At 39.9% G+C, this 25,556-nt stretch carries 17 protein-coding genes; 16 read left to right on the top strand and 1 reads right to left on the bottom strand.

Annotation, left to right across the window (positions count from 1 at the left end):
• Positions 1-406 precede the first annotated feature (406 nt).
• The 9 genes from lpxK (at position 407) to rpoD (ending at position 16,325) form a co-directional block, all read left to right on the top strand.
• Positions 407-1,960 (top strand): tetraacyldisaccharide 4'-kinase, encoded by a 1,554-nt coding sequence (lpxK, locus tag MXE38_RS08750; RefSeq protein ID WP_246913997.1) that lies wholly within the window; start codon positions 407-409, stop codon positions 1,958-1,960.
• A 92-nt stretch (positions 1,961-2,052) separates the two neighbouring features.
• A complete protein-coding gene (kdsB, locus tag MXE38_RS08755) occupies positions 2,053-2,847 on the top strand; it encodes a 3-deoxy-manno-octulosonate cytidylyltransferase (protein ID WP_246913998.1) in 795 nt (264 codons plus the stop codon).
• Between the two features lie 457 nt (positions 2,848-3,304).
• Positions 3,305-4,225, top strand: a complete 921-nt coding sequence (locus MXE38_RS08760) for a ProQ/FINO family protein (protein ID WP_246914000.1) — start codon at positions 3,305-3,307, stop codon at positions 4,223-4,225.
• 254 nt (positions 4,226-4,479) lie between these two features.
• Positions 4,480-7,101, top strand: coding sequence for a carboxy terminal-processing peptidase (locus MXE38_RS08765; RefSeq protein WP_246914002.1), 2,622 nt, complete (start codon positions 4,480-4,482; stop codon positions 7,099-7,101).
• Between the two features lie 556 nt (positions 7,102-7,657).
• Positions 7,658-10,429 carry an aminopeptidase N gene (gene pepN, locus MXE38_RS08770; protein WP_246914004.1) on the top strand — a complete coding sequence of 924 codons (2,772 nt, stop codon included), beginning with the start codon at positions 7,658-7,660 and terminating at the stop codon, positions 10,427-10,429.
• Positions 10,430-10,539: 110 nt separating this feature from the next.
• Positions 10,540-10,767 carry a DUF2835 family protein gene (locus MXE38_RS08775; protein WP_246914006.1) on the top strand — a complete coding sequence of 76 codons (228 nt, stop codon included), beginning with the start codon at positions 10,540-10,542 and terminating at the stop codon, positions 10,765-10,767.
• 559 nt (positions 10,768-11,326) lie between these two features.
• On the top strand, positions 11,327-12,352 hold the full coding sequence (gene pyrD, locus MXE38_RS08780) for a quinone-dependent dihydroorotate dehydrogenase (RefSeq protein WP_246914008.1): 1,026 nt from the start codon (positions 11,327-11,329) through the stop codon (positions 12,350-12,352).
• Between the two features lie 834 nt (positions 12,353-13,186).
• On the top strand, positions 13,187-13,789 hold the full coding sequence (locus MXE38_RS08785; protein ID WP_246914010.1) for a cell division protein ZapC domain-containing protein: 603 nt from the start codon (positions 13,187-13,189) through the stop codon (positions 13,787-13,789).
• 526 nt (positions 13,790-14,315) lie between these two features.
• The gene (rpoD, locus tag MXE38_RS08790; protein ID WP_246914012.1) at positions 14,316-16,325 is read left to right on the top strand and encodes an RNA polymerase sigma factor RpoD; all 2,010 of its coding nucleotides are present in this window, start codon (positions 14,316-14,318) and stop codon (positions 16,323-16,325) included.
• A gap of 80 nt (positions 16,326-16,405) precedes the next feature.
• On the opposite strand, the gene MXE38_RS08795 is transcribed toward rpoD, so the two are convergent.
• Positions 16,406-17,065 carry an HAD family phosphatase gene (locus MXE38_RS08795; RefSeq protein WP_246914014.1) on the bottom strand — a complete coding sequence of 220 codons (660 nt, stop codon included), beginning with the start codon at positions 17,063-17,065 and terminating at the stop codon, positions 16,406-16,408.
• A 507-nt stretch (positions 17,066-17,572) separates the two neighbouring features.
• Here MXE38_RS08795 and MXE38_RS08800 point away from each other — a divergent pair.
• From MXE38_RS08800 to MXE38_RS08830, 7 genes are all read left to right on the top strand, one after another.
• Positions 17,573-18,346, top strand: a complete 774-nt coding sequence (locus tag MXE38_RS08800) for a basic amino acid ABC transporter substrate-binding protein (RefSeq protein WP_246914016.1) — start codon at positions 17,573-17,575, stop codon at positions 18,344-18,346.
• A gap of 654 nt (positions 18,347-19,000) precedes the next feature.
• The gene (locus MXE38_RS08805) at positions 19,001-19,774 is read left to right on the top strand and encodes a basic amino acid ABC transporter substrate-binding protein (RefSeq protein ID WP_246914018.1); all 774 of its coding nucleotides are present in this window, start codon (positions 19,001-19,003) and stop codon (positions 19,772-19,774) included.
• Between the two features lie 243 nt (positions 19,775-20,017).
• Positions 20,018-20,674 carry an amino acid ABC transporter permease gene (locus tag MXE38_RS08810; protein WP_246914020.1) on the top strand — a complete coding sequence of 219 codons (657 nt, stop codon included), beginning with the start codon at positions 20,018-20,020 and terminating at the stop codon, positions 20,672-20,674.
• 32 nt (positions 20,675-20,706) lie between these two features.
• Complete coding sequence (locus tag MXE38_RS08815; RefSeq protein WP_246914026.1) at positions 20,707-21,426, top strand: amino acid ABC transporter ATP-binding protein; 720 nt, start codon at positions 20,707-20,709, stop codon at positions 21,424-21,426.
• A gap of 353 nt (positions 21,427-21,779) precedes the next feature.
• Complete coding sequence (locus MXE38_RS08820; protein ID WP_246914022.1) at positions 21,780-22,925, top strand: hypothetical protein; 1,146 nt, start codon at positions 21,780-21,782, stop codon at positions 22,923-22,925.
• 543 nt (positions 22,926-23,468) lie between these two features.
• Complete coding sequence (gene sstT / locus MXE38_RS08825; protein WP_246914024.1) at positions 23,469-24,740, top strand: serine/threonine transporter SstT; 1,272 nt, start codon at positions 23,469-23,471, stop codon at positions 24,738-24,740.
• Positions 24,741-25,204: 464 nt separating this feature from the next.
• Complete coding sequence (locus MXE38_RS08830; protein WP_348647375.1) at positions 25,205-25,327, top strand: hypothetical protein; 123 nt, start codon at positions 25,205-25,207, stop codon at positions 25,325-25,327.
• Positions 25,328-25,556 lie beyond the last annotated feature (229 nt).

Here is a 25,556-nt window from a genome sequence, read left to right on the forward strand (position 1 = left end):
GCCTAATCACTCTTAAAATGCCAATTCCTTTCTAACTCAAAGTATCTAAGACTTTGGCGTGGAACCAATGTATCCTATTTAAACAATGGGAGGGATTTTTGCACCCTAAATAAGTCAAAATCAAGGAGTCAGGTATAAAATCTGAACTGATGTTAGCAAAAAATCATAAGTCTAAGCATCGTTAGAGGGGGTAAAGTCATCTTGTCCAACTTTATAGTAACTTACAGCATTAAGACTTTGAATAATAGAAGTTCCCTAATTATTGTATAATGTCGATTCACGCATGTAAGCTATTAGCGATTCTTGCATTGATGTGATTAAATCTGGACATATTGTTTGGCAAGACTAAAGACTATTAATCTTGGCTGCTTTTTAAATTTTTCAATGTTAATCAGGGTAAACTGCAGTGTCATTTTTAAATAAAGTTTGGTATGGAAATAAGCTTACATCTTTATGCTTTGAGCTGCCTTTATTACCTGTTTCAGCACTATTTGCTTTCATAACAGCTACTAGACGTGCTTTTTATGGCGCTGGTATATTAAAAAGATCTGGCCCTGTAGTGCCTGTGGTGGTCGTAGGTGGCATTACTGTAGGCGGTACAGGTAAAACTCCATTATGTATAGCTTTAGTAAAAGAATTAAGAGAGCGTGGCTTTAATCCAGGTATCTTATCTCGTGGTTATAAAGCTCAATGTACTAATTTTCCAGCCCAAGTTCCTTTAAATGCCGACCCTAAAATTTATGGCGATGAGCCTAGCCTTATGCGCCGTCAATGTAAAGCGCCAGTAGTTATTGATCCTGTACGTGTTAGAGGTGCTGATTATTTAGCTGGTTTAGGTGTTGATGTCATTATTACTGATGATGGCATGCAACATTATGCTTTAGATCGTGACATTGAAATTTGTGTTCTTGATGGCAGTCGCATGCTGGGCAATAAAAAACTCTTGCCAGCAGGTCCTTTACGTGAGGGGGAATGGCGCTTAAAGAGTGTTAATTATGTAGTAGTCTCAGGTGCTGTGGCTCATCTTGGCTATCACCCAATGCTTATTAAGCACTCTTCTATTGAGCCTCTTAATAGTAATTCTAAGCAAATTATCGAGCCTCGTTCAGAGGTATGTGCTTTGTGCGGTATTGGTAATCCCGATCGCTTTTATAAAAGCCTTGAAGATAGTGGCTTTGTAGTTAAAGAGAAGGTGGAGCTAGGGGATCATAATAAAATCTCTTTTGATAAGCTGTGCTCTTTGGTACAAAACCGACCTGTTATTATGACAGCCAAGGATGCTATTAAGTATCAAAGCGAAGCTACAGCTAACAACTTGAATAATGTCTTTGTCTTTAATATTCAAGCTTCATTGTCCAAACAGTTTTTTGATGACGTTGCCACTAGTATCAAGTTAAATAGCCATAAAGTTGAGCAAAGACGTAAAGAAAAAGAAGCTCAAGGCTATGTCTTGCAAAAAGTTGATCCTATATCTGACGATATCTGTGCTAGCACCAGCACCAGCGCAGGCGCTAACGCCAGCGCTAGCACAGGTGATAGTGAGCAATGTGACTCTAATAAAGAGGCTAACTTGGTTAAAGATCAAGCTCCAGCCAGCCTCAAAAAGACTTTAAAAGGCAAAAGCCCATTGCGCCATAGCGATCCTAGCAAGAGCTCAAGCTTAGACTCAGAACTTATCACTGACGAAAGCTCAGCCCAAGACCCAGATTCGAACTCAGCCCAAGGCCAAGGCTTTGGCCCAAGCTCTGGCCAAAGCTCTGACCCAAGCGCAGGTGATAGCACCAGCACTGGCGGTGCTGGCAGCGTCAGCGCTAACAGCGCTAGCGCCAGCAGCGACAGCTCTAGCGCCAGTAGCACAAGTTATGGGGTAGGGGATGATAAGGCTGTGGATTTGTTTAGGGTTAAGAAGGCTAAAGCTTATGATCCTAGCCAATTGCCAAAAGAGTTAAAGCGTCGCTAATCAATTTATTTTAGTTTATGTTTACAAGGAGATATGCGCTGCACCCGTACTTAGCAATAAGTGATAAGGGTTGGGAGCTCATATAATTTAAAATGAGTACAGTTGATTATATTGTGGCTATTCCAGCACGCTATGCCTCCACTCGCTTAGCTGCTAAGCCTTTAGCCTTAGTTGATGGTAAGCCTATGATTGTTAAGGTCTGTGAAAAGGCCTTGGAGTCTAGTGCTAAGGAAGTTATTGCTTGTGTTGATCATCCTTTAGTAGTTGAGGCTTTAGAGCCTTTAGCTAAGGAAAATAAGCGCTTAGTAATTTGCATGACTTCTCAAGCTCCACGCTCTGGTACTGAGCGTATTGCTGAAATGCTTAAGTTAAAGAATATCAGTGGCGATACTATTGTGGTCAATGTCCAAGGTGATGAGCCATTAATTACCAAGGATCATATTGATGAGGTGGCTTCATTGTTGGCCAGATCTGGTGCCAATATGTCTACCTTATGTAATCCAATTACTAATATTACCGATGTGTTTGATCCAAACTGCGTTAAAGTGGTGATGGATAAAGACAATTTTGCGCTTTATTTTAGCCGTACTCCTATTCCTTATGAGCGTGATAACTTTGCTCAAGGTATGGATAAGGTGACTAAGCTAGAGTTTAAGCACTATCACCATATTGGTATTTATGGCTACAAGGCTGATACTATCATTGACTATCTAAATAGAGAGCCTGCTGCTATTGAGCAAGCTGAATCTTTAGAGCAGTTACGCTTATTGCATTACGGAATGAAAATTGCCGTAGCTACTACTGATCGCCCACCTGAGACTGGTGTAGATACTCTTTCTGACTTAGAGCGTGTCAATCGTATCTTTGAGGCGCAAGCCAAGCAATAACTATGGTTGATATGCAAATTTAAGGCAAAAAAATCATTAACTTAAGTGATTCTGTATTGATTTACAGCTTAGAAAATTGCATTATGAACAATAGTATTTTGTTCTTGTGTAGTTTGAATATTTGCTAAAATATTTTTATTTGGCAGCCCTGCACAATAGCATAGGCTAAGGAAAATCCAATCCATAGGGTGAAGTTTAAGTCAGGTTGGTTTTGTTTAAATCTCGGACTTGTTTAAGCGAAGTTTTGGTTGGGTAGAAATAATATTAAAGAGATCTTCTCTTTAGCACTAAGAGCTTAGATTAATAGGGCGAGATCGTTGGCGCTCTATTTATTTATGATTAAGTGCTTGGTAAGCTCTTAGAATTGCACTATTAAAGAGTATTGGTTAATTTTTTAAATTTCCAATATCTCTTTGGGGGCTTTTTAGTCTTAAAGCCAACGATTTGGAGTTTTTTAGTGGAAACTATAGATAAGGTTGCTCAAGACAATGCTCTTGAGGCTAACAAAGAGGTGCAAGTTACTGCACCTGGTGAGCAAACCAATGCTGTTGCAGATGGCGAGAATACTGGTACTCATCAAGAGCACATTAAAGAGGCATTAGAGCTTCTTTATGTACATTTTCCAAAAGCCTTTATTAAAGAGGGTGATTGCAAGCCTTTAAAGATTGGTATTTTAGAGGACTTAAAGCCTTTAATTGCTAATATTGAAGGTCTCTCTATCTCTAAAGTACGTGCCGCTGTACGTGTTTATACCACTCGCTTACGTTATTTTTACAGTGTACGTGAGGGCGCACAACGTGTTGATTTAAACGGTAATGAGGTTGAGCCTGTTACTGCTGAGCACGCTGAGTACGCACGCACTCGCTTTACTGAAATCAATAATAAGCGTCGTCCAGCTAAGCCTAAGAAGCCACAGGGCCGTCCATTCAATAAGGGCAAGCGTCCAAATAATGGCGAAGGCCAAGGTGATGGTCAACAGCGTCGCTTTAACAACCGTGATGGTCAGCAGCAGCGCCGCTTTAACAATCGCAATAACAACAATCAGCGTAAGTTTGAGCCAGCAAAAGAAAGCGACATTCGTATTGGTCGTTATGTATTTGTTTCTACCGATAGTAGCTATGTCAAGGGCACAGTAAGTCAGGAGCTCAATGGTGATACTGTAAGTATTACTATTATGAATGGTTTACCTGTAACTGTACCTTTAAGCCGTGTGTTCTTAAGTGTTGGTGGCGCTCCTCGTCCAAAGCGCAACTTTAACAATAATGGCTCTAATGGTCACTACAACAAGGGCCCACGTAATAACTACCGTAACAATAACAACCGCCGTCCTAATGGTAACCACCAAAATGGCAAGGTTGCACCAAATAGTGCTGAGTAGTTAAAACTTATTGTGCAGCAAAAAAGCTAATAGACCTAAGATGATCTTAGGGCTATTGGCTTTTTTGGTAAATATTTAATAACTTTTGCTAATTTGCCACTAAGCTTAGTAATGTTATTATTTTAACCGTGAATATCAGAGTACATATAGCTTTCATAGGGGAAAATCCTTTTGTTAAAAGGATTTTCCCCTATGTTAGTGTCTCTGAAAGATTTTAGATTCTTTGTTCAGGCAGATGCGAGGTAGCTTTAGCCGTGCTTAAATTGTCCAAACTTGCTTTAGGAGTGGCCATGTTGGCCTGCTCAATAGCTGCAAATGCTAAATTGGCAATCCCAACCTACGAGCAATTACCTAATTTAGCTCCTGAAGGCATTCATCAAACGGCTTGTACACGTACTGCCAATAGTTATATTCGTGCTCATTACAAGGCTATTGATGTGGATGGAGAGTTTGCTGATAAAGTAATCAAGCAATTTCTCTATTATATGGATTACAACAAGAGCATCTTTACTAAGAGTGAAGTAGATGAGATCTATGCTAATCGTGATCGCATCATTCGTGCTATTTTGTTATGCGATTTAAGCTATCCATATGAGCTTTACAATATCTCTACTAAGAAGCGCTATCAAAAGTACTCTTTCTTTGTTAAAACCATTGAAGAGGACAAACTCGATCTAACTACTGATGATAGTGTAGAGTTTAATCGTAAAGATGCTGACTTCTTGCCTGATGAAGCTGCCTTAAAGAAGCAGTGGATTAATGAGCTTAAGAATGATTACATCTTACAGCTCTTGGCTGACAAGACTAAAGAAGAAGCTAAAAAGCGTATCTTACGTCGCTACAATGCTGCTTTAGCCAAGCTGGCACAGATTAAGTCAGAGGATGTATTCTCTATTTTTGAAAATAGCTTTGCTACCGCTATTGATCCTCACACCAGTTATTTAAGCCCAGATGATAGTGAAAACTTTAATGATAATTTGAACTTATCATTAGAGGGTATTGGTGCTGTGCTTACCTCTGAGGATGAGTACACTGTTATCAATTCTATTTTGCCTGGTTCTCCTGCTGAGCAAACTAAGAAGTTAAAGGCCAAAGATAAGATTGTAGGTGTTCGTCAGGCTGATGGCTCCTATGAGGATATTATTGGCTGGCGCTTAAATGAAGTAGTTAAGAAGATTAAAGGCCCTAAGGGTACCAAAGTAACCTTGGATATCGAGCGTGGTGAAGGTTCTCAATTGACTACCTTTAGCGTCGATATTATTCGTGACAAGGTAAGACTACAGGACTCTGAGGCTAAGATCGAAATGAAGGAGCACAAGGGTAAGAACATTGCTGTGCTCAAGATTAAGAGCTTCTATACTAACTTACATCAGGATATTAAAAAGGAAATCAATCGTATCAAGTCTGAGGGCAAGAACATTGATGCCTTAATTATTGATTTACGTAACAATGGTGGCGGCTTATTACCAGAGGCTACTTTATCTTCTGGTCTCTTTATTAAGAGTGGCCCAATTGTATTAGTACGTGATGCTCGTGGTAATGTTATTCCTCAGTATGATACTGATGCCTCATCAGCTTATGACGGCCCATTAGTGGTGCTTATCAATCGCCTTAGTGCTTCTAGCTCTGAGATTATGGCCGCAGCCTTACGTGATTATGGTCGTGCCTTGGTTGTAGGTGATACCTCTTTTGGTAAGGGCACTGTTCAACAGTCTAAGCCATTAGCTCGTGTGTACGATTTTAATGATGAGCAATTAGGTTCCATTCACTACACTATTGCTAAGTTCTATCGTATTAATGGTGGTTCAACCCAGCTAAAGGGTGTATCTCCTGATATCTACTTACCAACAGGAGTAGACTCCAAGGAATTTGGTGAGAGCACTGAGCCTAATGCCTTGCCATGGGACAAGATTAATCCTGTCCAATATGACAGCTATTTAAATATTGAGGCTTATGTTCCACAGTTAACCGCCAAGAGCAATAAGCGTGTTAATAACAGCTTAGCCTTTAAGCTTATTAAAGACGATTTAGACCGCTACTATAAGCTCAAAGATAAGAAGGTTCTTTCTGTAAATCTTGCTCAGCGTGAGCAAATGAAGAAAGACGATGATGCTTATGCTCTTAAGACTACTAATCAACGCTTAAAGCTCATGGGCAAGCCAGCAGTCAAGAAGGTTAAAGATTTACCTGATGACTTTGAGTTTGACGATACTATTTTAGACGAGACTGTAATTATTGCCTCTGACTTTGCAGATGCTCAAAAGGCCAATCTGTATAAGGCTCAACAAGCTCCTATCTTAAATCGCTTCCCAGCTGTAGATAGAGATGAGTTATCCAAGGGCAAAGGTGTGCAATCTCCTCCAGGTGCTGCTGCTATGCCAGCACGCCCAGAGGCCGCTAGAATTCAAGCTAACAGCTTGCCAGGTGGTTTTTTGCCATCCTCAACAGAGAACTTAGGTATTAGCTTAGATGATAAGGATAATAGCTCTGACTCTGTTAGCTATAAGTCCGCTAGTAGTTTAGCTGATAGCTTAGCTCCTACTGCCTCTAAAGCAGATGCACAGCCAGCACAAGCGGTTCACCATACTTTAGATGGTCGCCCTTACAGTTTAGTTACTGCTACTGGTGAGATTAATAATATGGATGCCGATGGTGCTTTATTAGGCCCATGGCGCACTATGAATGAGGATGACACTTTTTTACGTGTAAGCGATCAGGAGTTTAAAGCCCTCCTCGAGCAATATCACAATAAGTCAACCTCAGTACATCTTAAGGACAGTCTTTATCCAAGTTTATGGCAAGAGCAAGATACTGTTGCTACTAAGGAAAATTATCGCTCTGGTAGCATTGTCTTAAGCCCTAATAATTTTGAATAAAACCCTCATTACTTCAAGGCAGAGTCTAAACAACTCTGCCTTTTTATTTGACATCTCAGATAAAAGCCAGCAAAAGCTCCAAAAGCCTCAAAATCCCTTTAACCAACATGGCTAAAGCCAATAGGTGTGGAGCTTTACCAAAGCCTTGTGTTGCCAGATTAGCGCTAGTATCAAAATGTTGTGCCTTGCACTGCTATGCATTGCCGTCCCGTGCTGTGCACTGCCATGCATTACATTGCCATGCCGTGTAATGCCATGCAAAAACACACCATGCCTTGCCATGGCGTTTGCTCGCCTGCTTTACTTTTCATTGTCCTCCTGGGGCGGGTTGGTAGTTAGAGTAGAGTCTGGTGATAGCTATTATTATCAAGTAGGGGCTAAGCGTAGCTAACTTTAACTTTAACTTGGATGGTAGGTCGGCAGGTCGGTAGGTGCTGCTAATGCTGATAGTCGACGTGGGGATAGGGTAGAGTACTTAAGGTTAAGTAAGTTTGACTATTGGCTGTACTAAAGTCTATATTAATATCGGATATGGTTTATCTTTTAGGAGACAATAATGGCTGCTAGCAACTTTAAAGCTAAGAAGCGCTTAGAATATAAGAAACCTGATTTTACTGCTACAGATATTGATCTGCAGTTTCAACTAGCTGATGATGCTACTGTAGTACGTGCTACTGCGCATTATGTTCGTTTAAGCGCTGATCCTAAAGCTCCGTTACGCCTTGATGGTGAAGAGCTCAAGCTCAATGATGTGTTATTAAATGGACAGTCTTGTAAGTACAATGTTACTGACACAGAGCTTATTGTTTCCGAAGTTCCAGATGATTTCGAGCTTACCACCGAAGTCGTGATTAGTCCTGCTCGTAATACTAGCCTCATGGGTCTTTATAAGTCTTGCGGCTGTTTTTGCACCCAGTGTGAGCCTGAGGGCTTTAGACGTATTACTTACTTCTTAGATCGTCCTGATGTTTTAGCTAAGTATAGAGTTACTATTGTGGGCCCTGACTATGGCTGTGGCGTATTGCTCTCCAATGGTAACCTAGTTGAGTCAGGCATTAAAGATGGCCTTCTTTACAGTGTTTGGGAAGATCCATTTCCAAAGCCATCATACCTCTTTGCTTTAGTAGCTGGTGCCTTTGATATCATTGAAGATACCTTTGTTACCAAGTCTGGCCGTGAGGTTAAGCTAGCTCTTTATGTTGATCGTGGTGCTTATACTCGTGGCACTTGGGCTATGCAATCCATTAAAGAGTCTATGGCTTGGGATGAGCGTAGATTCAACCTGGAATACGACTTAGATAATTTCAATGTAGTAGCGGTAGATTTCTTTAATTTTGGCGCTATGGAAAACAAGGGCTTGAACATCTTTAATTCAAGCTGTGTGTTAGTAGATCCACAAACTGCTACTGATACCAATTACTACACTGTGCAAGGTGTTATTGGTCATGAGTATTTCCATAACTGGACTGGTGACCGTGTTACCTTACGTGATTGGTTCCAATTATCCTTAAAGGAAAGCTTAACTGTTTTCCGTGATCAAGAGTTCTCCTCTGATGTTAATAGCCGTGTACTTACTCGTTTAGATGCTATTAATGTTATTAGATCCCGTCAGTTTGCTGAGGATGCAGGCCCTATGGCTCACCCTGTACGTCCTGAGCAAGTTATGGAAATGAACAACTTCTACACCGTAACTATTTATGATAAGGGTGCAGAAGTTATTCGTATGATTCATACTATTGTGGGTGAGGAAAAATTCCAAAAAGGTATAGCTGATTACTTAGCTCGTTATGATGGTCAGGCTGCCACCATTGAAGACTTTATCTTGACCATGGAAACAGCCTCTTTAACTGACTTAGCTCAGTTTAGACGTTGGTATTCCCAAGCTGGTACTCCTGAGGTCTATGCAAAATGGGCCTGGAAGAGCATTGATGACAATGGCAATGGTAAGGCGCAGCCTGCCTTAGCTGCCAATATTGATGAAAAGGCTATTGCTGCTGCTTTAAATAATGAAGTGGTATCAGATACTCAAGAGAGCGCTAATGAAGAGTGCGGTTGTGATGAAAATTGTAAGTTAGTCCTTACTTTAACTCAAAATACTCCACCAACCCCAAATCAAAGCACCAAGGATCCTTTTGTAATTCCAGTGCGTACCTCTTTCTTAACCAAAGATGGTCAAAGCGTGGTACCTCCAGAGTTGCCTGAGAATGGTGTTTTAATGTTTACCAAGGAAGAGCAGAGCTTTGAGTTTACAAACTTACCAAAGGACACTATTCCTGTAGTATTACGTGACTTTTCTGCCCCTGTAAAGCTAAGTGCCATGTATCAGACTCAAGACTATATCAATATGCTTGAGCATTGTGATGATCCATTTATTCGAGTGGATTCTTACATGTCCTTAATCAATGCTTTTGTACACCAGAACATTGATAAGGTTAAAAATGGTGATCTTCCAGAGCCTACAGATATTATCAAGGCTATCTCTTATGTAATTAATGACGCTAGCATTGATATGCAGTTAAAGGCTAAGTTAATTGTAGTGCCAAGCTTAATTAGCTTAATGGAGACCTTTAAGAAGATTGACCTTGATGGACTTGATCAAACTCGTAAAGAGTTATCATCCTTGATTGCTCGTGCCCTAGCCTCTGAATATAAGGATTTAGAGCATAAGACTAGATCAAGTGGTAAGTACAAGTATGATGCTCAAAGTGCTGCTCAAAGAGCCTTGCATAATGCAGCTCAATACATGGTTGCCTTGGGCTATCTTGCTGACGATAACGGCATTAAGGCTGATGACTTGATTTCCAATGCTTATGAGAATGCTAATAACATGACTGATCGCTTAGCCGCCTTAAGTGCTGCCTGCGAATTAGAATTACCATGTAAGAGCAAGTTATTAGATAGCTTTGAACAAAGCTATTCTCATGATCCACTTACCTTTGATAAGTTCTTTAGTGTTCAGGCTGCTGTTTCCTCTGAGGAAACTATCAAGGTAGTTCGTAAGCTTATGGATCATAAGTGCTTTGATATCACTAACCCAAATCGTGTTCGTGCATTAATTGGTACTGTAGGTTATAACAACCCAGTAGCACTACACCGTCGTGATGGTATGGGTTATTTATTAATGCTCGATGTAGTAAGAAAGCTTAACGATATTAACCCATCAGTAGCAGCCCGCATCTTAGATGGTTTAATTAACTATCGTCGCTTTGATATTAATCGTATTAACAAGGCTGAGGAGTATCTCAATAAGATGAAGGCTATTCCAAATCTTTCTCGCTCTGTTTTTGAGAAGATCTCCTCTGCATTGGACAGTGATACCAAGCAATAATTACTAGTCTTTACTTGACTCTCAAGGCACCCTAAAGATAGTTGTTTTTAGGGTGCTTTAGGTTTTTATCAGCCTTATCTAAGAAAAAGAAAATTTTTTTGGGTGGTCTTATGTCAGATGAACGCTATTACCATTTTTATCTCAACATTGACCAAGATGAGTTAATGCGTCTTTACAGTGGTTCTGCTAGGCGTTTACGTGCCCGTTCTTTAGAAGGGCCTGTAGTAGACTTGGATGCTAACCACTTGCGTCAATTCACTACCAGATCAGGCATTAACGGTCGTTTTCGTTTAGTAGTGACAACACAAAACAAATTTCTACGTTTAGAGCGCATCTAAGCGGTGCCTCGTGTACAATATGCCCGTCTTGAAGGCTAAAAGCTCACAGCTTTGCTCCGCTTCGCTCAGCTTCGCTACCGCTGCGCCAGCTGCGCTATCGCAAGCTAAGCTATGCTGCCAGCTGCGCTATGCTACCAGCTGCGCTATGCTGCAAGTAGCGTCAGATAGGCTAGGGTGATGCGTAATGTTAATCGTAGGTTGTATCAGTAGGCTTTAAAGGTCTTGTGCGCTAGCTATATAGCTAGCTTTAGACTTAGGCGTGTTTAGTTCCTTAAAGGCTCTAAAACCTTATGCAAACACCCTGTAAGGCCCTGATAGCAAGGCAAGCCCAGTAACAAGTAAGACTTGCATGCTTTGTAAGGCTAGTAAGTTTTGTAAGCTTTGCACAGGCTCTATAGGCTCTGATAGTGCAAGGCATTATTAAGTAAGCTAGGAACGATGAGCCTAATCGGCGCTAGGGTGATAGGTAGGGCTGATGCTGATAGCATTGAGAGCTATCTTGTTACTAAGTCGTAAGTGTTAGTCTTTAAGTAAAGTTTTGTTTCTTTGGAGTGTGACAATGTCAATTTATGCCCTTTATCCAAGCTTGATTCGTCCTGTTTTATTCTGTCTTGATCCAGAGAATGCTCACAGCTTAACTATTAATTTAGGTCATTTATTGTCCAAAGAGCCACTTACTAAAGTATTTGGTCAAACTGTTGCCTCCAAGCCAGTAGAGGTTATGGGATTGAAGTTTGATAATCCTTTAGGTCTAGCCGCTGGTATGGACAAAAATGGCGATGCTATCGACTTTCTTGGTGCTTTAGGTTTTGGTCACTTAGAGTTAGGTACTGTAACTCCTTTAGCTCAAGAGGGTAATGCCCGTCCTCGCATGTTTAGAATTAAAGAGGCTCGTGGCCTCATTAATCGTATGGGCTTTAATAATAAGGGTGTTGATTACTTGGTCAATAACCTTAAAAATCGTCGTTATAAGGGCATTATTGGTGTTTCTATTGGCAAAAATGAAATTACCCCAATTGAAAATGCAGCTAGTGACTACTTACACTGCATGAATAAGGTTTATAACCACTGCGATTATATTGCTGTCAATATTTCTTGCCCTAATACTAAGGACTTAACTGCGCTTCAAGAGGCAGGCCCATTAGTTGATTTACTTACTACTTTGAAAAAAGAGCAGGGCAAATTAGCCTCTGAAAATAACAAATATGTGCCTCTAGTAGTCAAGATTGCTCCTGATTTGGATGATGTACAACTAAGTGCTATTTGTGATGCTTGCTTAAGACTTAAGATTGACGGTATTACTTGCACTAATACTACTACTAGCCGTGAAGAGGTGCATGGTTTAGCTCATGCTAGCGAGTGGGGTGGCTTATCTGGAGAGCCTATTCGTCACAAGTCTACCGTGGTGTTATCTAAGGTAGCCTCACAGATAAAGGGACAAATTCCAATTATTGGTGTAGGTGGCGTTAATGGTGTTATTGCTGCTCGTGAAAAGATGCAAGCAGGTGCAAGCTTAGTTCAACTTTATTCAGCTTTTGTTTACCAAGGCCCAAGTATTATTGAGGATATTGTTAACAATATCTAATTTTCACCATCAATTTTGCAAAAGTACTTGTAAAAGCTTTAACATGGTAGTTAGTCACAAAATCATAGATTTGATCTAGCCTCACTATTTATTGCTTGTGCAGGATTTTAGTAAGAATTAGTTTTAGCTGGCGGCATTGTGGTTGTTAGCTCCAACAACGCTATTTAATTAGCTCTTAGTTTATACCCAAGAGCTAATAGCACATGTTCACCATGGAGCGCTAAGGCCCAAGGCCATGGCTCATAAGGCCATGGCCCACAAGCCATGGTCGCATGGCTCATGGCCTTTAGCCATACTCTAGCTTAAGCTAAGTGTTTTTTTGGGGCAGCAAAATAGTAAGTGTCAGAATTTTGGTTAGTTAAAGTTAGCTAAGTGCTCAAGAGCTCAAGTGCAACGACTGTGGCTAATAAATTAAATTGCATTTAGACACTGTTAAGTGGTACCAGTAAACAAATAGCTTATTTATCGAATTTTTAGCCTGACTGCTAATTGTTTGGGCTTAGATATTTGTGCCATTTTAAGGGCAATAATTGCCTTTTTGTGTAGATTTTGCCAAAATTGTATGGAATTTGCATGCAGCTACCATCAGTCAAAATTTTTTAGTTTTGATGTTTTGTCTGTAATTGGTTCTTTGCATGAACCTTAGTTTTTTTGTGAGTAGCATGCTACTCATCTTTGCTTATGTTTAAAGTTAAAAGATAGTGCACTTATGAACTATCTTTTTTGCTTGAGTTAAGATTCTTCTCAAGCTTAGGTGGCAGGGGTTAATTTCCTAGGCTTATTTTTACAGGCCGCTGAAGTTAGTTAACTCTTTTGTCTAAGGAACGGATTGGTATGCGGATAACTCCAGGCGAGTCTTGGACTTGGTCTTATCGAAGTATAGAGGGGCAAGATTATTTGGGCCTCTTCATCACTAATGAAAAAGGGATGAAATACTTCTTTAGAACTAATTTTATGGTTCAGCACCTAAGGACTTTTCCAGAATACGGATCTCCTTTTACTGTTCGTGATGCTCAGCTGTTAAATGATTTTATGGCTGGCTTAATGGCTGTAGGTATTGCCGATAACGATCAGGGTAAGGACGTATCCACTAGTATGGAAATTGCTCTTAATGCTGTAGCCTGCGCCCTTTTTGTCCGTGCACCTAAAAGAGCAATAGAACACGCCTTTTTACCTTATCCAGGTAAGATTGATCACATTAAACGAGGGCAAGTAATTTCTCTTTATAGCAAAGATAAAAAAGTAAGTGACTTTATTGTTTTAGATGATGAGTCTCAAGTAACAGATGGTACATTTAGGGTTATGTTTGCCAATAGGGAGCTACGAATAGGCAAGCATATGCTGTCAGTTGGAGCGCTAATTAGAGTGCCCCGCTCAGTAATTTGTCCTTTTAGAGCTTTAAGTTCTAATAACTCTAATCATATAAGTTATGCTTAATTTCCTTGTATAGCACTAACCAACTTTGAATTAGATTTAGTTTTATTACAAACAAGCTGAGTTAAAGCTCATGCTTGTTTTGTTGTCTTTGTAAAGCTTAGTTTACTGCCTGAACTTTTGGTCAATAATGGTAATTAAACAAGGCTACCAACTTCTAAGCAATGTGAGCAGAATGTTGGTTTTAGTCTTAGTTAAATGTTGTGACTTTTAGATAGGCATTCATTAACGAGCTGCGGTAAGCTTAAGTGTATAAGTTAATAGGTAATTGCAAAGCCAATTACAAGCAGTAAGAAAGGTAAAGTCTTATACTTAGGAACACCGTTAGTTCTATTATTTACTTTTTACAAGAAGTTCATGCTCTAAAAAGCAATTATTCTAAAGAGCTTAGAGCATTGAACAATGGCTAAAATAGGCCATAATTTAGGATTAAGTCTTGTAATTTCGGCTTGATTATTGAGTTTAAACTCTCTATAATTGATAGATTGAGCCTTTTTCAAGCCATTAGTAAAAATATTGGGATCATTTGATGGAAAACAATTCCGCAAGTACCGAGTTTAAGCAGTTGATTGCCCTTGGTAAGGAACGTGGTTACCTTACTATTGAAGAACTCAATGATAGAATTCCAGCAGACTTAGTTTCTGGAGATCAGCTTACGATCTTAATTCAGACATTCATTGATATGGGCATCAATGTTTGTGAGACCCCTCCTGATCCTGATGAGATCTTATTAAATGAGAACTCTCAATCAGTTGAGTCTGAAGATGTCGAGACCGTAGCCTCACAGTTAGATAGCTCGGTTGAGATCGGTCGCACTACCGATCCAGTACGCATGTATATGCGTGAGATGGGTAATGTGTCTTTATTGACTCGTAAAGACGAGATTGAGATTTCAAAGCGTATTGAGCGTGGTACACACGATGTACAAAAGTGCATTGTGGAGTTTCCTTTGGCCATGCGTCAGCTCTTTGATACCTTTGATAAGGCTTGTGATCCTGAAAGCGAGTTACGTTTAGTTGACATCGTAGTTGGATTTGGCGATCCTTATGTTGATAGCGACCTAAAAGACGAAGAAATTGAGGAGGTTGTTGAGGAAAACCAAGAAGTTGAGGATATCGAGAATATTGATGAACTCAATATGGTTGACGGCGACGTTGATGACCTTGATTTAGACGTTGAGGAAGTTGAAGAAGAGCAAACTAGCTCTAAGGCAAGCCCTGCCAAGCGTCGTGGCCGCCGTGCTAAGACTGAGGTAGAGGTGGAGCTTGATGATGAGGATGATGAGGATGCAGACGAAAATGGCGGTGCCAATAATGAGTCTGGCCCTGATCCTGAGTTAGTAAAAACTCGTTTTAGCGAATTACGTGTTCAATTCGAGAAAGTTGAAAGCTTTAGAGTTAAGAGCGGTGCTGTAGCTGCTAGAAAGCACGAAGAAGAGTTAAAGCGCCTAACTGAATTATTCTCTACTTTCCGCTTAGTTCCTCAACAGCTTGAGTCTTTATTAGGCACTATGCGTGACATGATGGATCGTGTTAAGGCACAAGACCGTCGTATCCGTGAAATTGCTGTAAACCGTTGTGGTATGAAGATTGATGATCTTCGTGCTTACTACACTGAGTCTCAGATGGAAGCCTCTATGGACTGGTACGAAAAGGCCATCCGTCCACGCCGTGCTTTTGCTACTAGACTCAAAGAGTATCGCCCAGATATCGAAAGATGTGTTGAGGCCTTACAGGATATTGAAAACGAAGCTGGTATCTCCATTTTCCGTCTTCGTGAGCTCTCCCGTCGTGTCATGATGGGTGATGCTATGGCTAAGAAAGCCAAGAAAGAAATGGTCGAAGCTAACTTACGTTTAGTTATTTCTATTGCTAAGAAGTACACTAACCGTGGCTTACAATTCTTGGATCTAATCCAAGAGGGTAACATTGGCTTAATGAAGGCTGTAGATAAGTTTGAATACCGCCGTGGTTATAAGTTCTCTACTTATGCTACTTGGTGGATCCGTCAAGCTATCACACGTTCTATTGCTGATCAGGCCCGTACCATCCGTATCCCTGTACATATGATTGAGACTATTAATAAGCTCAACCGTATTTCTCGTCAAATGTTACAAGAGAAGGGACGCGAGCCAACTCCAGAGGAGCTTGCCTCTAAGATGGGCTTACCTGAGGAAAAGATCCGTAAGGTAATGAAGATTGCTAAGGAGCCTATTTCCTTAGAAACCCCTGTAGGCGATGATGATGATTCGCATTTAGGTGACTTCATTGAGGACGGTTCTATTGCCGTTCCAGCTGATGCTGCCACTGCTGAGTCCTTAAAGAACGCTATTAACACTGTATTAGATGATATGCCTCCAAGAGAAGCACAAGTGTTACGTATGCGTTTTGGTATCGGTATGACCTCAGACCATACCCTTGAGGAGGTAGGCCGTCAGTTTGGTGTTACCCGTGAGCGTATTCGTCAGATTGAGGCAAAGGCCTTACGTAAGCTTCGTCACCCATGCCGCTCTGCTGGCTTAAAGGGCTTCTTAGACTAAAGCTTAATTTCATTTTATGATCAAAAAAAGCGGCTCAAGGGCCGCTTTTTTTATCTTAGCTTATTTTTAAAGCTGTCAAACTAGTTATATTCATGGTTATGAGGAACTTCTTCGTCCTCAACAACATCAGGCTCATTTAGAGCAGCTAAAATCTGCTCAAATACTTGCTCAGGGTTATGCTGCCATAAAATACCCTTGATGCCCACCTTATTAGCCATTTCAACATTGGCAGGATTATCATCAATAAATACGCAGCTGCTGGCCTTTAAGTGATAGCGCTCTAATAAAGTATAGTAAATGCGCTTATCAGGCTTGTTCATGTGCTCTTCGCCTGAGACCACAATACCCTCAAAATCATCTAAGAAGCGATAGTGAGAGAAAGCATAAGGGAAAGTTTCTGCAGACCAGTTGGTAAGACCAAAAGCCTTGAAACGACCATCTGCTAATACTTTCTTGAGTAGACCAACACCGTCAGCATGTTCACTCTTGAGCATCTTTGACCATTGGGTGTGGTACATTTCAATTTCTTTAGCCCATTCTGGATGCTTTGCAGTAAGTTCTTGCACGCCTTGTGCAAAAGGTTTACCAGCATCCATTTGTGCATTCCACTCGCTAGTGCAAACCTCAGCTAAGAATTTCTCCATCTTAGCGTCGTCATTAAAATAGTCACGATAAAGATAGCGAGGGTCCCAGTCTAATAAGACACCACCAAAGTCAAAAATAATGTTGCTTCTAGCCACAACTCGACTCCACTTCCAAAGCACCAGCCCTCATGGCTGGTAACAATCTATTACTAAAGCATAGCGCACCGTAGCTAACAATAAAATAGAAAATAGTAAGATTATTTTTAGCACGTGATCTTTAGCGCTATTTTTGACCAAAGTACTTGTAAATAGCACCTTGGTAGCTATAAATATCCTTAGTTAATAAATCAGATTTGATTAATGTATTCCTTACTTTAAGGGCCTTAGCGCACCAATTTAAAGCCAAGGTCATATATATTGATATTTATTGGTGCATGCTGATGCAACAAGAATAGAAAAGGGTATTATGAGGCCACTAGTAGAATTGTTGGGGCTGCTTAAGGTACAGTATTTTGTTCTTGTAAAGCTAGTTCATCTATCAAAGGTGGGCACAAGGAAGCAATAAAATATTCTCTATAAGGGGCCCCCTCCTACTTAGTTAGTAGTTGTTAAAAGAATCATTAATGTTTTGTAGGATCATTAATATTAAATAGGAGATTTATTATGGCCGCTTTTAATATTAAGGCTGCTTTATGTTCTAGCGCTTTAGCTCTTTGTTCTTTAGTTATGGCTCCAAACGCCTTAGCTGAGGATGAGGTATTGCGAGTAGGAACAGAATCTTCCTATGCCCCTTTTGAGTTTAATAATGCTCAAGGTCAACTAGTGGGCTTTGATATTGATTTAGCAGAAGCTGTTGCCAAACAAATGGGCGCTCAAGTTGAGTGGGTACAAATGCCTTTTGACGGCTTGATCCCAGCTATGCTTACCTCTCAGGTTGATATGGCAGTTGCCTCATTTACAGTCACTCAAGAGCGTAAAAAGCGCATCAACTTCTCCGATCCTTACTATCGTTCTGGTCTAACCTTTGTAATTAGAAAGGCTGATGAGGGTAAGTACACCTCAGTTGAGTCTTTAAAGGGTCAACGCTTATGTGCCCAATTAGGCTCTGTTAGTGCCATGAAGGCTCAAACTTTCTCTAAAGACAATGTAACCACCTTTAATGATGCCTACGCTGCCTATTTAGAGCTTAAGTCTGGCGGCTGTGAGGCGGTATTAAACGATCGTCCAGTAAATTTATACTTTATGGCCACTTCTCAAAACGCCTCTGATTTCCATGAGATCAATGAGCTTATGGATGCCGAGGACATGGCCATGGTAATTCCAAAGAATAATGATGAGTTGCTCACCAAAGTTAATAAGGCCCTTTCAGAGTTAAAGGCTAACGGCACTTATGAGCAAATTTACAACAAGTGGTTTGGTGAAACTCAAAAAAAATAAGTAATTAATACTTTATTTAACCAACAAAAAAGGCCAACTATTAAAGTTGGCTTTTTTTTTCCCATTTAAAGGCTATGCCCTTAAATGGCCTGCCCAGAAAATATCCTGCCATGCAAAGAGCCATGGCCATTTAAAACCAAGGCCTTAAAAGTGCCATCACCTTAAAGTTGGAGTCTTTAGGCTTTACCAATTATGCTTCAATCACCAAGCATTTAAGTTTGTGGCTATAGCTTTAGCAAGCTAATGCCCTTAAATAAAAGGTGCTTTAATAATATTTATGGTTGATGCTTACCTTGCTCACTTAAAGAGAAAAATATGCTCCCTTTGTTAAATATCGGGCGGCAATGGGTAGTATTTGTAGTAAAATATGATGTCTTATTCTATGCTTGCAATTAGTGCAATAGATAGTAGATACGCCTAAATTAGCTAAAATTCGGCTAACTCGTAGGGAGCTTTATAATCTAGGCACAAAGTTAGCGAGAAATTAAGCAGCCGAGTAGTTTCATCTGATCAATGCTTGGCCTTGCTTTTTTCGATGTCTTTCCAATACTTGTTTTAGGTAGTTGTAGTAGTCTACCAAGTCTAACAAAGTTTTTGTGAGCAAAAGCTTTAAGGGCACGAGATTGGTAATGCCTTATGTTAAGGAGATTAAAAATGTCTTTTAAATTTGGTGGTGCACTCAAGACTTTAGCTTGTGTAGCAGCTTTAGGTTGCATGAGTTCTTCTATGGCTTATGCTGAGACCTTGCGTGTTGGTACTGAGGCTACTTACGCTCCATTCGAGTTTGCTGCTGAAGACGGTAGTTTGACTGGTTTTGACGTTGAGTTAATTCAGGCTATTGGTAAGGAAGCTGGTTACGATAAGGTTGAAGTTTTAAACATGCCTTTTGACGGTTTAATTCCAGCTTTAATGACCTCTCAAATCGACACCATTATCGCAGCTATGTCTATTACTCCAGAGCGTGCTAAGCGTGTTGCTTTCTCAGAGCCATACTACACCTCAGGTTTAAGTGTTTTAATTTTAGAAGAGAACAAGGATAAGTATCCAAAGGTTGATAGCCTTAAGGGTAAGTCCTTATGTGCTCAAATCGGTACCACTGGTGCTATGACTGCTGAGACCTTATCCCCTGGTAAGGTAAAGGCCTTTAACACTGAGCCAGAAGCTTTTATGGAGCTTAAGGCCAAGGGTTGTGAGGGTGTAGTAAATGATCGCCCAATTAACCTCTATTTCTTAGCTCAAACCGCTGCTTCTGATGGCGTAACTGAAATCAATGAGATTTTAACTGCTGAGAAGTATGGTATTGCTGTTCATAAGAATAATAAAGAATTACTTGAGAAGTTAAATGCTGGCTTAAAGAAATTACAAGAAAATGGTACTTATGATGCCATTTACCAAAAGTGGTTTAAGCTCACTCCAACTACTAAGTAATTTTAAACAAATTATTTACTAGCTCTTAGAGCTATGTATAATAGTGGCTTTTGGCAAAATTTTTACTATTAGTGAAAATTAAGCCATAAGCTTATTCCAAGCATGCTTTAAACTGCTTCTTGTAAGTTTAGAGCTATTAAGGGGGCAGCAGTTTTGCTGCCTTAATTATTAAGAGCGTGCCCTGGTTCCTCCGCTAGGTGTTGCCACGGGTGCATGGTCAACAGTTTTAAGAGCTTTTAAAACATGTCGATACCATTTGACTTTAGTTTAATCATTAATAGCTTGCCGCTATTAGGTATTGGTGCCTTAGTTACCATTCAAATTACTGCTATGGCGGTATTTATTGGTACCTGTATTGGTCTATTTGTAGGTATTGCCGAGCTTGCTCGTTATGGTTGGATTCGTATCCCAGCTAAGATCTACGTAGACTTTATTCGTGGCACTCCATTATTAGTTCAGATCTTTATTATCTACTTTGCTCTACCAATTATTTTTGGTACTCGCATTGAGCCTTTTGTTGCTGCGGTAGCTGCCTGTTCTATTAACTCAGGTGCTTATGTAGCCGAGATCTTCCGTGCTGGCATTCAATCTATTGATAAAGGCCAAATGGAGGCGGGCCGAAGCTTAGGTATGTCATGGACTCAAACCATGCGTCATATCATTATTCCTCAGGCTTTCCGTCGTACCATTCCTCAGTTAGGTAATGAGTTTATCGCCATGTTAAAGGACTCCTCCTTGGTGTCCGTAATCGGCTTTGAGGAGCTTACTCGTAAGGGTCAGCTCGTTATTGCCTCAACCTATGGCTCACTTGAGATTTGGTCAGCAGTAGCTATTATCTACTTAATCATGACCTTAACTATCACCCGTTTTGTAGCGTACTTAGAAAAGCGCTTCAAATAGCTAATAGATTTAGGAGATAGCAAATGAGCGCCATGATCAAAATTCGTAACTTGCACAAAACTTACGGCAAGAACGACATTTTAAAAGGTATCGATCTCGATGTTGCTAAGAGCGAAGTAGTGGTAGTTATTGGCCCTTCTGGCTCTGGTAAGAGTACCTTATTACGCTGCGTTAATTATTTAGAAGTGCCAACTGATGGCATGATCACTATTGATGGTGTTGATATTACTCGTAAGGTTGATATCAATACTATTCGTGCTGATGTGGGTATGGTTTTCCAGCACTTTAATCTCTTCCCTCATAAGAGTGTGCTCGATAACATTACCTTGGCTCCAATTCAGGTTAGAGGTAAGTCAGTTCAAGAGGCTGAGGCCATTGCTTTAGACTTATTAGAAAAAGTAGGTCTTAAAGATAAAGCCCACTCTTTCCCATCTCAGCTCTCTGGTGGTCAACAGCAGCGTGTTGCTATTGCTCGTGCTTTAGCCATGCAGCCAAAGATCATGTTATTTGATGAGCCAACCTCTGCTTTAGATCCAGAAATGGTTAAAGAAGTACTTGAGGTTATGAAGCGCCTTGCTGAGTCAGGCATGACCATGATGGTAGTAACCCACGAAATGGGCTTTGCTCGTGAAGTAGCAGATCGTGTGATTTTTGTTGACGGCGGCAAGATCCTTGAAATGGGTGCACCAGATGATGTCTTTGTTCATCCAAAAGAGCGCCGTACTCAAGAATTCTTAAACAAGATTCTTTAGGCTTTAGCCTTTTTTTAGAGGCCCTAAATTAGTCATTAATTTAGGGCCTCAATTTTTCTCACCCCAACGCCTCCTCCAACTCCAACCCCAAACCCAAGCTCAAGTCTTCGCTACGCCCAGAGCTAAACTTAAGCCCAATCCCACACCACAGACAACTCCAAATCTAAACCCAAGCTCAAGCTCAACCTCAAGCTCATGTAGCCCAAGGCCCACCTAAAGCTCAACCTTAAGCCAAGCCATAGCAACTTATTTGACAGTGTAAGTAAGAGTAGGGGGAGGGCTAAGTCTAGGCAAAATCAGTATATGATATAATTGAGTTTTGCTTGTTATGTTTGTTGTAAGGGACTGGGGGCATGAATACTAGTAAAGAACCAGTTAAGAATAGCAAGGCTAAAGCTGATGTTGTAGAAAATGCAGGCTACGATCCTCAAGCTTGGCGTAAATTATTAGGCCCAAAACATTGGCTCTCCTGGCTATCTTTAGGCTTATTGGCAATTCTTTCTTATATACCAAATCGTATTCGCGACGCTTTAGCCTATCTCTTATCTTTTCCATTAACTTTAATAAATAATCGCTTTAAAAAGGTTACTTTAGCTAGCCTAAATACTGCCTTTTATGGCCATGATGAGCGTTTTATTAAAGCTATGTATCGCAAAATGCTGATGCATGCGATCATTACAGCTTTTTCTTATGGAGAAGGCACCTTTTTACCAACCTTTATGCTTAAGCGTCGTTGGGTAGTTAAAAATAAAGAAGTATTAGATGAGGCACTAACTCGTAATCAGCCTATTATCTTTTGTGTACCACACTCTTTTGCTTTAGATCGTTGTGGCCTATATCTTAGCTGTCATGGCTTGCCTATGTTTGCTGTGGTTAATGAACAAAAGAACCCTGTTTACGATTGGTTCTTAAATAAGCAGCGTATTATTTTTGGCGGTACTATTCATACTCGTGCAGCAGGCTTTAGGTCTATTATTAAGGCTCTTAAGCAAGGTCGTTATTGCTACTTCTTATGTGATGAGGATTTAGGCGAGGAGTTTACTACTAATTTTGTTAACTTCTTTGGTACTCCTAAGGCTATGGTGGGCTCTTTACCAAAGCTTGCTAAACTTACTAAAGCTCAAGTTTTAGTATTAAATACAGCCTACAATTTAAAGACTGCCAATTATGAGCTTGAATTTACTTATATTGAAGATCAAAAAGATGAGTCTGATGATTCATATTTAGCTCGTGTCTGCACTGCCTTTGAAAATGGCATTAACAAGCACCCAGAGCAATACATGTGGTTTTTGCGTATCTTTAAGACAGCCCCTGATGATAGATATTTCACTAACGTTTATATTAACTGTAATAAAACTAGTAGCGAAGTAGATGTGGACTACTATCATCGTAGAGTGCCTTACGATCATAAAATTAAAGATCGTGGCCCAGACTACAAGCCTATTATCGACTATGAGGAGCTGTTAAAGGCTAAACAAAGCGAACAGAGCAAAAGCTAATAATAGCTAATAAGACTTTTACTACAAGCCATCTTACTAATATAAGATGGCTTGTCTGTTTTTTAGCCTATATAGCAAACGCTGAAAGTATTACTTGTTATTGCCAAATTGTTGATCTGATGCACTGTTTTAGTGCTTAATAAATATAATCTAACTAGATTTAGGCTGTTTGCTTATATAATGACCAAACTAAAACAGAGTAGTCAGATATTCCCTTAGATGGATTTAACAATTATTTAAAAGTGCCTACTCTTGTGTAACGTTTTTTAAAGACTTTTAGTCTGTGAAGCGTGCTAAGCGCAAGCTTACTGTTTCATATTTAGTTGCAATAATAGATTGTTTTGTAAAGTCTAAAAAGGCTAAATGATTGCAGTAACTTGCAACTCAAAGAGTGCCTGCATGGTAAGCAGGGCCTTGAGATATGCTTTATATCCTTTGACCATACGCCTATTAATAAGTTGTTAATACAATCAAACCACAAAACTATACTAGGTGTCGCCTTCTGGGCTTAAATTTTGGTCAACTTACTTTGGAGTACTCCAAATGTTAGAACCATTCAACCCTAAATTTCCTTTAGCAAAAACTCTTAACCGCATCCCATTCATTTTACAAATCATCATAGGTTTAGTTTTTGGTATCTTGTTGGCTATTGTTTATCCTCATGATACCTCTGTAGTTCCTATGTTTGGTACTCTCTTTGTAAAAGCATTAAAGGCTATTGCTCCTATTTTAGTGTTTGTCTTGGTAGCTGCTGCTATTGCACGTCATCAGAAAGGCACTCAAGCCAATATTAGACCTGTAATTGTGCTTTACATTGTTTCTATGCTCTTTGCTTCTACTTTAGCTGTAGTAATGAGCTATTTATTCCCAAGCAACTTTACTGAGTTACAAGATGCCGTTGAGGGTGTTTCTCCTCCTATGGGAATTGGTGAAGTGCTTTCTAACGTTGTTCAGCAAGCTATTGATAATCCTATTAATGCTCTGATTCAAGGTAACTATATCTGTATCTTAATCTGGGCTGTTGCTTTAGGTTTAGCTTTTAGAGCTGCTCATGATAATACTAAGCGTGTCTTAGAGGACTTAGCTCAATCTATCAGTGCTGTAGTTCGCATGGTGATCCGCTTTGCTCCTTTAGGCGTTATGGGCTTAGTGTACAGCGCTTCTACTCATGAAGGTGGCTTTGGTAACTTATTAAACTACTTACACGTATTAGTAGTTTTAATTGCTACCATGCTCATTATTGCCTTTGTAGTTAATGCCATTATTGTTTACTTAACTACTGGTGAGAATCCTTACCCATTAATCTTATTATGCTTAGCTCGTTCTGGCGTAACTGCATTCTTTACTCGTTCTTCTGCTGCTAACTTACCTGTTAACTTAGAGCTTTGCGAAGAACTTAAGTTACCTCGTACTACTTACTCCATTACTATTCCTTTAGGCTGTACCATTAACATGTCTGGTGCTGGTGTTACCATTGTTATCATGACCATGGCTGCTGTACATACCTTAGGTGTTCAGGTTGATTTCTTATCTGCCTTATTAATGTGTATTGTTTCAGTAGTTTGTGCTTGTGGTGCTTCTGGTGTAGCTGGTGGTTCTTTAATGTTGATCCCTCTTGCATGCTCTATCTTTGGTATTAGCAATGATATTGCCATGCAGATTGTAGGTATTGGCTTTATTATTGGTGTATTACAAGACTCATCAGAGACTGCCTTAAACTCTGCAACTGACGTATTATTTACTGCCGCCGCCTGCCGTCGTGCAGAAAAAATTGCTCAAAAGAAAGCTGCTAAAGAGCAAAAATCAGCCTCCTAATAGTTAGCTTTATTAGCAATCTTTTTAACTAAGGCCAGTCTAATCGCAGACTGGCCTTAGTCATTTTCGCCCACCACAACTTCATACCAAAACCATTTCCCAGCACCGCTACCGCTATCGCTACCTACACCATATAGCATCTTAAAGCCCAGAAAATAGGGTAGAAAATTGTTGGTTTAACGTAAATATGAGATTGCTTTCCACTGGCTTATTGCATCTATTAATCTATTGGTCTTAAATATCTATTAATAAGCTATAAATACCTTGTATATCATGTTTGTTGTTGGGATTTTAAAACTGTAAAAGATATGTTAATTAAGGTCGTTAGACTAAATGTAAGCACAAATATCAACACATGGTGTTTTGGTCAATTTCAGCACATTTACTTTTGCTGTGATGACATACTTTCTTTTCCTTTCGTTAACCTGTGTTCTAGCTTTTAATTTATTGTAGAGGTACTCATCATGGCAGTTTACGTAAATACTAACGTTTCTTCCTTAAATGGCCGTCGCTATTTAAATAACGTACAAAACTCTTTAACCACTACTTATCAGAGATTAAGCTCTGGCATTGATCATGTCAACTAATTTTTTATAAATAATTACCTGCCTGCACACCTGCCCCTTTTGCTAGTTAGTAATCACTAACTGCTATTTAAATTCACTCCTTATATCTATGCATCCCTTATAGTTGTTTGATTTGTATCACACACTGTAAGCAATAATATTATACTAATAATTCTCTCTATAGAACTGCCTATCTGAAGCTTTGCATAGAAATCCGCCTCTCAGCCTTTTTCAAGATCACCCGCTAGTG

Source organism: Anaerobiospirillum sp. NML120448 (genome assembly GCF_023050945.1).
Lineage (GTDB): Bacteria > Pseudomonadota > Gammaproteobacteria > Enterobacterales > Succinivibrionaceae > Anaerobiospirillum.